Here is a 13,421-nt window from a genome sequence, read left to right as displayed (position 1 = left end):
GATGATGGACTTCTGCCGGACGCGGGATACAGTGTATCCTTCTATTGCGTCGTGCAGGAATGAGGATAATTGACTGACACAATATACTCGGAGAAAAAAAGGAAGTCAAGGCTTTTTCCTGATTCCGTACATTTTTTCCGAATGTCGCTTCCATGCGCATGCCTCCGGGTACCGAACCGCCGGGTATGCCCCCTGCAATCCGGGGCATTGCTCTTTACGGGATAATGGTGTATGTTTCCGGCATATACTTGCCTGTCGCCCGCACTCGCGGCAAACCACGGGACGAGCACGTCCGAAGGATGGAACATCGCAACGAGCATCCATCCCCGTGCAGTTGCTTCCGGGGACGCGCCAGACGGGCGGTTACGGCACCTGAAACCGAATTCCATTCCCGAACCTCCATGGCCAGAAACATTCTCCTTGCCTTCCTGACAGCTGTGTTTGCTCTGATGGTGGTCTTGTCCTGCACGACGCATCATTTCCGCTCGAACTTTCATGATGTGAACAGCCTCCTGGACCACACGGACAGTGCGTTCACGAAACCCGCGCTGAAAGCCCATCTCAAAAATGGCGAGCTCTGCATCCTCCAATATGGCTGGCGCGCAGATACAATCGCGCATACGGTCTATGGCGAGGGAATACGGTACAATGCGAACAGAGCTGTTGAATTCGAAGGCGCTCTCATCATTCCGATGGACAGCGTGGCGATTTTCGAAACGAACCGTAAGCTGGAAACGTCCGAGTCGGGGAGAGTACTGGCGCTGACCATTATGACAGGCGTCGAAGTCATCGTGGGAATTATCTGCCTGACCAATCCCAAAGCGTGCTTCGGTTCCTGTCCGACATTTTATCTCAATGCTGACGACAATTTCCATTACGCCGACGCGGAGGGATTTACCAACGCCATAGCACCGTCACTCGAATACACGGATATCGACGCTCTGAACACCACCGTGCATACCCAATCGTCCTTCTCCATCACCATGAAAAACGAGGCGCTTGAAACGCACTGTGTCCGCGAAGTGAAACTCCTCGCGTATCCACTCGGCCCGGGAGAGCGCGTGTATCAGTCGCCCGGACAGGAATTCTACCTCTGCGATCGTACGCGGCCGATTCGAAGCGCGACAGGAGAGGAAGGCGACCTCACTCCGCTGCTTCGGCACTGCGATATGCGGGAACGCTTCAGCCCCGCCGACAGCACCAATCTGAGCGCGAAGGAGGAGATTGAGCTGACCTTCGATGCACCCGACTCCGAAAAGCAGGAGGGACTGCTCCTGAGTTTCCGTCAGACCCTGATGACCACCTATCTCATGTATAGCGCCATGGGGTACATGGGTGACGCGGTTTCGGAAGTGTTCGCGAAAATCGAAACCGGTGCGAACACGATGGACAAACTCCACGGCGGAATAAAGAAGGAACTGGGAAACATCGATGTATACTCATGGAATCCGCGGACGCGTGCGTGGGACTTCCAGCACGCTTTTTCGGAGACAGGGCCGATAGCGCGAAACCTGCAGTTCGTTCCCCTGCGAAATCTGTCCGCGGGCTCTCCCTGCCGGCTGAAGCTCGTCCTGAACAAAGGACTCTGGCGCATTGATTATGCTGCTCTTGCCACCATCAGAAAAAAAGTGCATCCCGTGGATCTGGCTCCCGTCAGCGTCGAGAACAAGGGCCGAGTCGACGGTAAAGCGCTTGCCGACCTCCGAGATCCCAACACACACCTTATCTCCATGCCCGGCGACGAGTTCAGATTCCATTTCACTCTGCCTGACCCCGCCGCGGAATACGAGCTGTTCCTTTGCTCGAAGGGTTATTATCTCGAATGGATGCGCAGGGAGTGGTTAAAAGACAAGGACCTGCTGAAATTTGCACAGATGATCGAATTCCCAAAGCACTACCTGCGGGGAGAAGCACGGAATTTCAAGCGCTACGAAGCCGTCATGGAACAGGAATTCTGGAACTCACGAGTCGACACAAAAACGTTTACCTACCATGAAAACTAACATTCTCCTTTCGGGATTGCTCGCGATCGTCCTCAGTGCGTGTCAGTATCCTGCGTATCTGCCTCCACCGGAAATGGTAGACGTCCATCCGTATGGATCACATATAGCGATTCATCACAAGCCGAATCGGAGTATGGAAGGCGAGTTGATCGCGCTTGACAGCAGCCGGATGATCATTCTGGATGATGCATCCAATCGCTGCCTGTCAGTACCGATGGAGGATATTTATAGCTTCAAAATCTGGTATGCGACTTCCTCCGGGTATGAGTGGACCATTCCCTTTTTCATTGTCCTTCCGTTCATCAATGGTTGGTATTCCATTCTCACCATGCCGATGCACCTTATCACGACCATCGCAGTGTCCGTCGACGCCCGGCACGCATTTGTGTACCACGACAGGGACATGGATTTCGTGAAATACCGGATGTTCGCCAGGTTCCCGCAAGGAGTGCCTGATAAACTGGATTTGGCCGATATTCATCGCTGAAAAGAACTTGCGTGAGTATTCGTCCTTCACGTACGTCGCTTTCGCAGCTTCGATAGCGTTGCGCGACACAAACGGCGGCGAAGCTCCGCGCGTATGTCGGCAGGCAGAATGACCGGAAAGCGGGTTCCCTGTGTCGCATGTCTCCGGCATCATCATGACAGCGGCCAACGGACGGATTCCCGGATATACAGAAGTCGTGACCTCCATGCTTCCCGATGCGAACGAATCGTGCAGCGCAGGTGAAGAGCACCTGCTTCCCTGGTTACTGCTCCCCGTCCTCCTCGCACCCTATCCATGCGTAGAGCTTTTTGAGCCAGGGCTTGAAGCCGAAACGCCGGGCCTCGCCCTAAGCGTCACAGGGCATGACACCCTCCACCTCCATGCGGTATTTCACAACGACGGCGCCCCTACGGTCGGCGCCGTGCGCAATGGAGGTACACTCCACCGCGAGAGAGAAGGTCGTGTATTTTTTCCCGGTTTGCCGCAGATGGTGGTGCGTCGCCGAGATACACGGATACATATTCGATGCCCGGTTTGCCGGATCAATCGATTTCGCTCGGTCCCTTCTTCGGAAGGGCGTCCTTGGCCAGGTTAATGATCGTGCGGATTCCGTAGACGCGCCGCATCGAGTCGAGTTACGCAAATGAGGTGATACGCGCACCGCGATAATTGTTGTCCTGGATGTCGTTGCCTGGCCGCAGTGATCTCATATTCGCAAATACAAAAACGACTGAAATCACTTTCGGAAGTGATTCATCTCTCACGCAGGAAAAAGCACACGAAGGCTCTGCCAGGCAGTCGTCGTCGCAGCATGACTCGTGAAAGCTCTATGAATCCAGAGATCGCACATTATCCTTTTACATGCAGTATCACTTTTCCTCGTGCGTGTCCTCCGCGTACATATCGCACTGCATCAGCGGTGTTGTCGAGCGTGTAGCGCCTGTCGATCACCGGCGTGATACTGGCGTTCTCCAGGAGCGCAAACAGAAATGCAAGATCTTCCCGCTTTGGCTTCGACACCAGCGTACGCAATTTCTTCGAGCCCAGCGACAGCAGCCATCCGAAAGCAAGGGATTTCATGATCTGCGACAAGGCGCCACCCGCCACGACAAGTATCCCCCTCGGTTTCAGGCTGTGCATGATGCCTGAGAGCGAACGATTTCCGTTGATAGCCACAATGCAGTCGTAACGCTGGCTGCCGCGCGTAAAGTCCTCCACAGTATAATCGATGACATTATCCGCCCCGAGGGAGTGCATCAGTTCCACATTCCGCGGACCGCAGACGGCCGTCACTTCTGTGCCGAAATGTTTTGCGAGCTGTACCGCAAACGTCCCTACTCCCCCACCGCTTCCCGCGATCAGTACCGACTGCCCCTCTTGAATTCCGGCTTCATCCCGCAATGCCTGCAAAGCTGCGGTGCCCGCCATCGGTATCGCTGCTGCTGCTTCAAAGGCAACCCCCGACGGTATTCGAAGCAGCGCGTTCTCCGGGGCCGTGGTGTATTCGGCGAAACCGCCAAAGCCGCAGGCGGACAGATCTCCCGCTACCTCGTCGCCGGGTTTGAGGTGCCGGACACCCTTTCCGATAGATTCTACTGTGCCTGCAATATCAGCTCCGAATATCCTTCGCTTTGGAATACTCCCCATATTCATTGAGCGGTAATCCCCCGCATTCACTGATGCGGCTGCAATTTTTACAAGGACTTCATTATCGCCTGGTATCGGCGTATCAACCTCACGAAGTATCAGTCTCTCAGGGTGGCCTTTTTTGTCATACACGACCGCTTTCATCTTTTCCATGGGATCCGCAATTATTGTACTGACTACTGTGAACATATCTGTGACGATCATTTCGCCGCAATGTTTCAATCCATGGACCATTCACATCGTAACCTGACGCTCATCCGGCAGGTGCTGAACGCGGCCCGGACAGGCGACTCGAGCGGAGGGGGAACCCGACACTGCGTGGCTCGCACAACTGCACGAGGTCAAGCCCTGGTGGAGCAAGCCAGCTTCACTGGACGTGAAGCCGCTATTCCTTTACACCGTCAGCACGTAAGGCCACTCGTTGGTGGAAATCTCTGCGAGCCATTGAAGCACACCGATTGAGAGAATACTTCGCAAAGCGAAAGCCATGAACGTACACGTGCTTCCCTGTTTCTCATTGATATGTATCGCTTAACAGGGCGTGTTGTCTGCGATAATACGGCATCCCCCCGTCCCTCCAGGCGGAGTCCCCAAAATCCGCAAGCCGGCAGCCGAGGTAACGATGGAATCCTTTGGAAATTGATAGCAGCGGGTACCCAGCCTGACGGGATGGAATTCGACTGCTTCATCAGCGGCCACGCACCTGTCAGGCGACGGCCGATTCCGTTGCAATACGCATTTCCTTACGCTTCTCCTTGCGCGCACCCCGAGACCGATAGATACAGTAACATGGCGAGGGTCATTATGACACAATTCAGAAGCCTGTTCCACGATAGAGACAGCAGCCTGTTCACCGTTCAGTAGTCTCCTCGCCATCTTCGCACCCTATCCATGCGCGGAGTTTTGCAAGCCAGGGCTTGAAGCCGAAACGCTTCGCTTCGCCGTAAGCGTCACAGGGCTTGACACCCTCCACCTCCACGCGGTATTTCGCGACGACGGCGCCCGTGCGGTCGGCGCCGTGAGCGCAATGGAGGTACACTCCACCGCGAGAGAGAAGGTCGCGTATTTTTTCCCAGTTTTCCGCAGATGGTGGTGCATCCCCGAGGTACACGGATACATATTCGATGCCCAGTTTGCCGGACCAATCGATTTCGCTCGGTCCCTTCTTCGGAAGCGCGTCCTTGGCCAGGTTAATGATCGTGCGGATTCCGTAGACGCGTCGCATCGAGTCCAGTTGCGCAAACGAGGTGATACGCGCACCGCGATAATTGTTGGCGACAGTTGTATCGAAATTCTTGGGAAGCCAGGGAAACGGCGAGCGCACCTGGGCTTGCAGCGGAGGCGAGGAAAGCGCGCAGAGCAGGCAGACAAGGAACAGCCCGATTCGGACATTCGAGGTAAACAGCTTCATTAATTCCTCAGTCAATGTGACACAAAGCCCTTCCCGGGCACACAGCAATATACAGAAACGCTTCGGCGACTGTGTCGGAGATGTACAGTTTTCTGAGTAAACGGGCAAATTGATCGTTGGCAGCGCGCAACGTCGCGTCGCCCGAGCGGCTGCGCGGCGACGGATGCAAGCCCGCATCGAACAGCCCATATACGTTGCGTAGCGCCCCTCTGCTCTCCCTTATTTCCGTCTGTTACCGCGGCGCGCCTTTTTCTGGGCCTTGCGCTTGTTCTGCTTCGTCGTTTTCACCTTTGCGGTGCCGGAACGAAGTTGGACTTCCAGTGGATGCACACGAGCATTCTCCCGGAAACATGCCCACCATCCTAGGCGGCCATGCACACCATTCTTTTCCCGTCTAACCACATTTTGTTGCAACTAAGCACGTCGTTCAGCCGGGAAGCGTGCACATTCATCGAGATAGCGGTCATTGAGGAAAAGTGGATCAATTGCGCCATACGCATACGTTGCTCTAACCTTTTCCACAACAGCGACAGGATCCAGAGAGAGCATGGCGCTGGCAATGAATTTATAACAGGCTCTGAAATCCTCTTCATCCCTCCACTTTTCGAACACACTGACGAGGACTGACGAAACCTGCTCGAGCGAGGCGCTGCCGTCCGCTTCCTGCTTTCCATCGCCGCCGGGGCCGTCGCTTCGCCTTGTATCGCGTTCTTTGCGCCGCGACTCATCCACCCCGTCCGTCTGAACACCAACACTTGGAGCTATGGTCCGCGCGGATGTTGCCTTTGTGCTGCGCGGCGTAACTCGATTTCACTCTTCAAGCGCGTGCAACAGCTCCCGGCGCCAGGCAGCCTTTGACTCCTCGGAACTGTAACCGACATCCACCGAAACAATGCGTCCATCCCTGCCGATGATCATCGTCGTCGGGAAACCCGTCACTTTGTACGCATAGTCCGTCGCCCTTTCGGACAACAGTATCGGATAGCGCACTCGGTTCGTGTCGAGCAGCCAGCCCAGCACCTTGTCCCCGCTGGAATCCGTTGAATTCACTCCCAAGAAAACGACATCCCTGTCCCTGAACTCTTCGTGCAAAGCCACGATGTCCGGTATGGCCCGTCTGCACGGAGCACAGGTGGCGTAGAAAAAATCCAGAAAAACCACCTGTCCCCGGAAATCGGACAACCGCAAGGAATCACCATCCCAGGTTCGCGCCGCTATCTCCGGCGCCTCCTCGCCAGGTTGCAATGTGGGCAAACTCCGGTGCAGTGTTGTATCCGCGTCCGTGATTTCCAGATCCTTCGGCAATGTTGCGCCGGAAAACAGCCCCGGCTCCACCGGACTGTCGAGCATCAGGTAATCGGCGCGGATATCGGTGTATTGCCGGCCCATACCGCGTACATCCACAAGCGTGATGATGCGCATCGGCACGAAATCCACCGCACGCAAGCTGATCACATGATGTAGCGCCGCGATTTCGCTGTTGCCTCCTCGTTGGACTGCTATCAAAATCACGGAATCCTTTCCATCGACCCCAAATCGAGGTGCGTCGTATCGCGTTGTCGAGTCGTTCAGAACTTTGAGGCAGAACGACTCCGCTCGCGGCAAGGGAAGAGTTTCCCAGCCGATGAAGGAGCTGTAGAGCAAACTCCCCGGTATACGGCCCCGTCGATACCTCGTCATCCTCCCGACGTCCGGATAGCCAACCAGCATCTGATCGCCATCGTAGAGCAAAAATTCATCCCTGGAAGTGACGCCATACAGACGACAACCGAGACGGAGACTATCGCAGCGTTCGGCGACAAGATAGTAATGCGACTCCAGTGTATCGACCGAGCCAGCCGTCGTCAAACGGACATCCACCGAGGCCTTCATTGTCTTCGCAACCCCAATCTTCGCCGCCGCGGCACGCAGAAGGTCCTCGGCCGAGCCCGCTACCGACTGCGCGAAACTCTCGCTCCCCGCCAACGCCATGAGCAGCGCTGCGAACACCACGCCCGCACCTTGTACCGAGATACGCGCTGGCCGGAATAACGATTGAGACACACGCTGCAAGTGACGACGCATACATTCCTCCATCGGTGTTGGGGCACAGAACGGACCATTGCCGACGCCAGCCCTGAAGCCGCCTGTGCATTATTCGCAAGGTGCCGGCAGTACAAAGATAATCTCATCCACTGTAAATACATGAACGGGTCAACGCGGAACGACACTGATCGGCGCGCTGCATGCACACGGGGGTACGGACGAAAAACGTCTCGATCCGGTAGGGTTGATTGTGACAATCCATCCGGCCGTTATCACATACCGGACGCACCGACAACATCGCAAAACAGGGCTAATGCGCACGCCGCTTCCATACCGAGGCGTCGCATGCGACTGTTCCGAACCATTTGCATTCGCCGGGGCATGTTGACACCATCCCGATGCGCGGGTGGAGCGTTCCAGGCCGCTCCATTTTTAACGTCTGTTTTTCTTGCGTGACTGTTTTTGTGCCTTGCGTTTCTGCTGCTTGGCTTTATTGACCTTCGCTGGTTTCCTGGGTGAATCGTCCCGCTCAGAATATACACGAGCATTCTCCCGGAAACATGCCCACCATCCTAGGCGACCATGCACACCTCGCTCCTCGCGTCTCAGAATATCGTGTTGCAGGTAGCTGAAGCGGATATTCGGGAAGTTTACACTTTCCTCTATAGTCCGTTCATTCAGGTATAACCCGTCTATCATACCGTGTTCATACGCCTCCCGGACTTTCTCCGCAACCGCTACCGGCTGCAGAGCGAGCATGCGCAAAGCAATGAATTGATAACAGTCTCTGAATTCTTCCTCCTCTTTCCACCCATCGAAAACGCCGATGAGTATGGTCATGACCATCTCCCGCGAAGCGACACCTTCCACGACCGCATACGCCAGAGCGTCGGCCGCGGCGCCGCGGGCATAATCATCCGCTTCCTTGTTCCGAAGCAGGCTCTCGATCAGACCAAGATCTCCTCCGCAAGTCTCAAGGAGCATGTGACCAAAATCTTCGGTCACCATATCGCCGAACATATCGAACAGCACATCATGCGGAAGCGAGGCAATGTTAACAAGCAGTTGATGTGCTCTCGATTCCCTGAAATAGGCGAGGATCATCAAAGCATAAATATGATCAAATCGGTCCGGATCATCGGAGTATCGCTCAGGTGCTCGCACGACGTCTTCCAATATCGCGAGCAGATACGGCGTTATCTCCTCCTGCCTTTCGACAGCCGCATCCACCTCGTGGCGACGATAGCTGCTGTCGAAATTTTTGAATGCTGAAAGGAGGTCGGCGATTAAATCAGGGGATCGGTCTTGCTGTTCTGACATGTTTCTGCCTGTGACTTCATTGAATCGGTTAGGGGTGACGAAGTAGAAGGAACACCCTCGAGGAAGCTATTATACGAAATCAGGAATGTGCCTCCATTGACTCAGCTACTTCACGAACTTCCTATTCGCCCTTATTGTCAAATCAATACCTATAACGGTGATCGCTTGGATGTTGGGGGATCGAGGCGATATTTTCCACCAACGGCTCTGTAGCGACTGTATCAATTTCTCAAATTCTGACGCTGAGCCATGCCATTTACCCTTGCTCGGTTGAATTCTATCACCGAATCGAAAAAGCAGATAAACCCCATACTCCGAACTCCGCATGTAGTCATTGAGTAGTTGCCCTTCCATTCTCTCACGTAACTTCCTTTCTGACCACCTCTCAGCGATTTTAATTTCCACCGGAACTGTAGCGGTGGTCGCTGTACCTCTGAACTTGAGATCGGGCTTCTTACCATCAGCGAGTTCTTCCTCCTGTACAATGGTGTAACGGCCTTGTGCTTGCAACTTCAAGTAGTTGCCGATGTTATTCCGTAGCTCCGTCTCCAATTCACATCGACGGAGCGTCTCAGCAGTGCTATCGTCCGCACGCTCAAGCTCGTCCTTTAAGTCCAACAGACGACTTATCGCAAGCTCTGAGAGCTGCTTTTGAGAAGTTGGAGTTCGTTCGTAATTTTGATGGAATTCTCTTACCTGCGTTTCCGTCCATTTTTCGAAATCGCCGTCTTGCATTGCTTTATTTCTCGCAAGCGACATAATCCATGACCGGGCCGCCGTTTGTGGATGCTTTTTCGAAATTTCAATGAGAGCATGGTACGCCTCTTTACCTGAGCGCTGATTCAGAACTCTTAGAAGCTTATCACGTGCCTCTTGAGCCGCATCGCGTAGTGCGGGCGAGTAAATACCTGAATCCAAGCGGTTCAAATCATGCTCAACTCGTATATATGTGTGCATGAGCAAATAAAGTCTTTTCAGGTGATCAGGTGATTGGTATGCGTGCCGGGCCATACTGCCTTCTTCGAATCGGTCTCCTATCAAATTTGTGATAAATATCATGGAAAACCGCACTCGATACTCGATGTCAGCAATAACCCGAATATGGTCTTCAAGATTAGTAATAGCGGGGTCAGGCTCGACACCTACCCAAACCGCAAACCAGCGAGCCAAGTGCTCTGGATTTCTCAGTCTACGGCATTTTCTTGCTGCGAGATTCGCAATCACTTGATCCGGTTGATTTGATCCTTGGACTATGTGCAACATGTGTTCGAGATTTGATAAACTCATTGGTTCAACTTGTAGCATATCGAGGATCTCTGGGGCGATCAAATCCCACGACCATTGTCCAGACCAACAGATATCATACAACATGTAGGTGGTTGCTTTTTCGTCCTTCTTTAATGACAATTCGAATCGTATTTCCTGAAGGATAAATTTGCCGACCTGCCCTGGATATTTCTTGAACAGTCCACCGAACCAACTGGGAAAACCATTTAATTCGAAAGCTGCATGGCGACAGGCGTGATCAATTTCAGAGGCCGACAAGTTTAGAGGCCAATCCAATATTTCCTCCGATTCAATCTGAAGTCCTGCAAGACCAAGGATTGTAACAAGAAGAGCACCGTTCATGGACGCCCCTTCTGATCGCAATTTTGGTTTACATTCCCGCCATAATGCTACCACGCCATCATGATAGAACTTAGCAATAGAAGCTCCTTGAGTCTGGTGTAGCCCCTCCCATCTGTAGTCGGACCATTGCCCAGATGAAATATTGCCATTCTGCAAAATATTATAAAGATATTGAAGTGCACGAAGTTTTGCGGGTTCGGTTGATGGAACTGTGTTGAAATGTAAAAGATTCGCATTTATGTGCTCTATCCATTCATCATGGTTTTTCCGTTCCGCAAGCCTCTGCTGCTTTACCTGTTTCTCGAATTCTTTGTGCTGCTTCTCTAACTTTCGAATCGTTGGACTTTTAACAGGTGGCTTGAGTAATCGTCTCAGCTCCTCCGTAAGTTCAGGACTCACGGATACAGAAAGCTCAAGCTGACTTCTCAAATTCACTGGAGAATGCTCTTGCCTGTAGATATCAAATGCTAAGGATAAGGCTACCAGACTATCATCGGAGGTCGCGTATTTGGATATTTGCTCTAGGATGTACCCGAAATCATTTGCCTCGAATCTCCAAAATTCCCTTCCTATCGAAGCTCGCCGATAATAAGTTAGTCTCTCTCCAGCTTGCTTCTCTATTTGGTTTCTCCGCGTCCTTATCTGATGCCAGAACAGTGCTCTGTTTAATTCCGTCCATTCCGGAACGATCTGTGCGAGCTCTTGTTTTAGCTCAGCCCATTCCCCGCTTTCATGTGGACACAGCCCAGATCCCGCATGCAGCACAGACAGAGCGTCAAAAGTTAGTGCGTTAGAATTACGCTCAAGTATCAATCGCTTCACGCACTTCATCGCAGGGACGATAATCCAGTGATAGCGTGCTGAAATCTTGCAATATGGAGCGTTAATCAACGGTGGTATATTCAGCAACCTGCTACAACCTGCCACCAAAGACGGCAGTGAATCTATATCTGCTCGGCTAATTAGCTCTTCAAGCGTCGTAGAAAGATGATCAACTTGATAGAGTGGCTTGGCGGGGCATTTTTCCAGACATGCGATCAACCATTCCACAGCTTCGATTGTCAGAGACACGCCTTTAAGAAGCTCTGAAAGCAGTTCCCTATTTAATTTGTTCGACTCCCTAAGAAACGACTTCTTGACCTCATCCTTCACCGCCTCAGATGCAATAGCATTTACTGCCCTGATCGCAACACTACGCGTATACACTTTCTCTGATGAGTCCTCAGCGATTCTCCGTACCTCAGGCAGCGCCTCACTTAGACGACCGATCCAGACCATGCGGACGAGGAATGGCTTCACTTCATTGTCGGTCGAGTATATACCAAGCAATTCGCGGATGATTTCCGTCAAATCTTTGCTTGCGAAGCGCTGGACTGCAGCATAGTCCCTTTGAATATCGTTTGTGGCCATTGTCGCCATCTTTTTGCAAAGATTACGAAGTATTTCCGATCTGATTTCCCTTGGCAGCTGTACAGGATCACCACCTTCGAGTAATATCTCAGGCGCAAGATTCTGGACTCGCGTCAGCATCCTTTGATCCTTCAGAATAAGCCATGGGAGGATTGCACGAAGCGTTGGTACCACGATATCTTGATCGTATTGCCTTTTAAAAAACAAATCTTCGATATTTCTGCTAGAGGCTGACCTGTCGAGGAGTTCCTTTATCCATAGCGCAGTTAGGTACTCACGGACCGTCCTGTGATGGAAACGGACGCTTCCATAAATCTCCTCGTCAAAAATTGGACGAGACAACAACAAACGCTGCTGTTTTTGATCGAAATCGGGTAGAATTTCTTGTATTGAGAGGCCATGTCCTGCATACGCACCGTCCGGAGTGCCAATATTTTGGTTCTTTCCCAGCGTAGTTGCTGCAGCGAGGCACATGACTGCCCTGAGTGCATCTTTTTCCACAAGTGGTTCAATCTCCGCACGATTCTGGTCACGTTCTCGCAGGCGTCGTGCTATGCTATGCTTAATCATCTCTGAGCGTGTACCAAAGCGACCCTTCTGTGTCCACATGCAAATAAGTTCTTCTAGGTCTTGTGGCCTGGATGCAAAGGGCCAAGACTCAGTACGGTCCAATGCATCCAGGAAATCTTGAAAATCATTGACACCGCGAGATTTGAGAAAACAGGCTATTTGCTCTTTTGTGAGATTTTTAAGCGCAACAACAGTTACTCCCTGCTTTTCCGAATTTGCTGTATAGCTTCCTACGCTTATATCCTGATCGCTTGAATCTTCAATCGGTAAGGGTACCATCGCCACTCTCTGCAATGAAGCGCCGAAGTACTGCCGAACAAGGTTAAGATCCGTCTTTGAACGCCATGCCGAGTGTCTGCTCGTGATGATTATACTTACGTAACCCAACACCGCATTGAGCTTCCCAGCCAGTTTTTTAATTGCGCGCTCAAAATCGCGTGGATCCTTCAGCCGTGCTTCATCCACAGAGTCCAGAAACACCCAACCTCTAGTGGGTTTTTCTAGCCAATCATCTAATTCTGTTTGTGTACCGACCTCAAAAGCCGAATCATAATTTGCGCACACGTCTTCCAAGCGAAGGAAAAAAGCAACTTTAGACTCTCTTCTAAGCCTTAGTGCTATTTCCCTGACTTCCGTCGTCTTGCCCGCTCCCGCCTCCGCAAGAATTACGACCACACTCTTCTCAAGAAGGTCGGACCAAGCAAGGCGTCCATCACGACCCAAGAGGTCCTGATAATCGAAATCGTAATCTTCGATACATGTATCCGATATCTCGCGAAAGGTTCTTTTTAGTTCGATATAATCGGTTCCTGTCGAGCTCATTGCCGCTTCCTCTCCATGATGAGCAATACGGTCATGTATTACGTGGCTGATCTGAAATGACATCAGCTATACCGATTCCATACTTTACGTCAGATTC

General features: G+C 52.3%; 8 protein-coding genes. 2 read left to right on the top strand and 6 right to left on the bottom strand.

Annotated elements, in window-relative coordinates; all coding sequences use genetic code 11:
- The first annotated feature begins 401 nt into the window (after positions 1 to 401).
- The gene (locus M5R41_18785; protein MCZ7558438.1) at positions 402 to 2,003 is read left to right on the top strand and encodes a hypothetical protein; all 1,602 of its coding nucleotides are present in this window, start codon (positions 402 to 404) and stop codon (positions 2,001 to 2,003) included.
- Positions 1,993 to 2,490 carry a hypothetical protein gene (locus M5R41_18780; protein ID MCZ7558437.1) on the top strand — a complete coding sequence of 166 codons (498 nt, stop codon included), beginning with the start codon at positions 1,993 to 1,995 and terminating at the stop codon, positions 2,488 to 2,490. Before M5R41_18785 ends, M5R41_18780 begins: the two co-directional genes overlap by 11 nt.
- An 849-nt stretch (positions 2,491 to 3,339) precedes the next feature.
- Here the strand turns inward: M5R41_18780 and M5R41_18775 are convergent.
- The 6 genes from M5R41_18775 to M5R41_18750 form a co-directional block, all read right to left on the bottom strand.
- Positions 3,340 to 4,326 carry an NAD(P)-dependent alcohol dehydrogenase gene (locus M5R41_18775; GenBank protein MCZ7558436.1) on the bottom strand — a complete coding sequence of 329 codons (987 nt, stop codon included), beginning with the start codon at positions 4,324 to 4,326 and terminating at the stop codon, positions 3,340 to 3,342.
- A 661-nt stretch (positions 4,327 to 4,987) separates the two neighbouring features.
- Positions 4,988 to 5,548: a hypothetical protein gene (locus M5R41_18770; GenBank protein MCZ7558435.1), complete on the bottom strand. Its 561-nt coding sequence runs from the start codon at positions 5,546 to 5,548 to the stop codon at positions 4,988 to 4,990.
- 414 nt (positions 5,549 to 5,962) lie between these two features.
- Positions 5,963 to 6,280: a hypothetical protein gene (locus M5R41_18765; GenBank protein MCZ7558434.1), complete on the bottom strand. Its 318-nt coding sequence runs from the start codon at positions 6,278 to 6,280 to the stop codon at positions 5,963 to 5,965.
- Between the two features lie 78 nt (positions 6,281 to 6,358).
- A complete protein-coding gene (locus M5R41_18760; GenBank protein MCZ7558433.1) occupies positions 6,359 to 7,612 on the bottom strand; it encodes a TlpA family protein disulfide reductase in 1,254 nt (417 codons plus the stop codon).
- Positions 7,613 to 8,005: 393 nt separating this feature from the next.
- Positions 8,006 to 8,893: a DUF1186 family protein gene (locus tag M5R41_18755; protein MCZ7558432.1), complete on the bottom strand. Its 888-nt coding sequence runs from the start codon at positions 8,891 to 8,893 to the stop codon at positions 8,006 to 8,008.
- Positions 8,894 to 8,998: 105 nt separating this feature from the next.
- Positions 8,999 to 13,387, bottom strand: coding sequence for a hypothetical protein (locus M5R41_18750; protein ID MCZ7558431.1), 4,389 nt, complete (start codon positions 13,385 to 13,387; stop codon positions 8,999 to 9,001).
- Positions 13,388 to 13,421 lie beyond the last annotated feature (34 nt).

The sequence above is a fragment of the Bacteroidia bacterium genome, from assembly GCA_027493955.1.
Classification (GTDB): domain Bacteria; phylum Bacteroidota; class Ignavibacteria; order SZUA-365; family SZUA-365; genus JAOSJT01.
The sequence above is the reverse complement of the archived record's forward strand: the minus strand, read 5'-3'. Positions and strand labels throughout refer to the sequence as shown.

Coding starts and splice junctions, on each gene's coding strand:
- M5R41_18785 (MCZ7558438.1), top strand. CDS start 402: ATGGCCAGAAACATTCTCCTTGCCTTCCTGACAGCTGTGTTTGCTCTG.
- M5R41_18780 (MCZ7558437.1), top strand. CDS start 1,993: ATGAAAACTAACATTCTCCTTTCGGGATTGCTCGCGATCGTCCTCAGT.
- M5R41_18775 (MCZ7558436.1), bottom strand. CDS start 4,326: ATGTTCACAGTAGTCAGTACAATAATTGCGGATCCCATGGAAAAGATG.
- M5R41_18770 (MCZ7558435.1), bottom strand. CDS start 5,548: ATGAAGCTGTTTACCTCGAATGTCCGAATCGGGCTGTTCCTTGTCTGC.
- M5R41_18760 (MCZ7558433.1), bottom strand. CDS start 7,612: ATGCGTCGTCACTTGCAGCGTGTGTCTCAATCGTTATTCCGGCCAGCG.
- M5R41_18755 (MCZ7558432.1), bottom strand. CDS start 8,893: ATGTCAGAACAGCAAGACCGATCCCCTGATTTAATCGCCGACCTCCTT.
- M5R41_18750 (MCZ7558431.1), bottom strand. CDS start 13,387: ATGTCATTTCAGATCAGCCACGTAATACATGACCGTATTGCTCATCAT.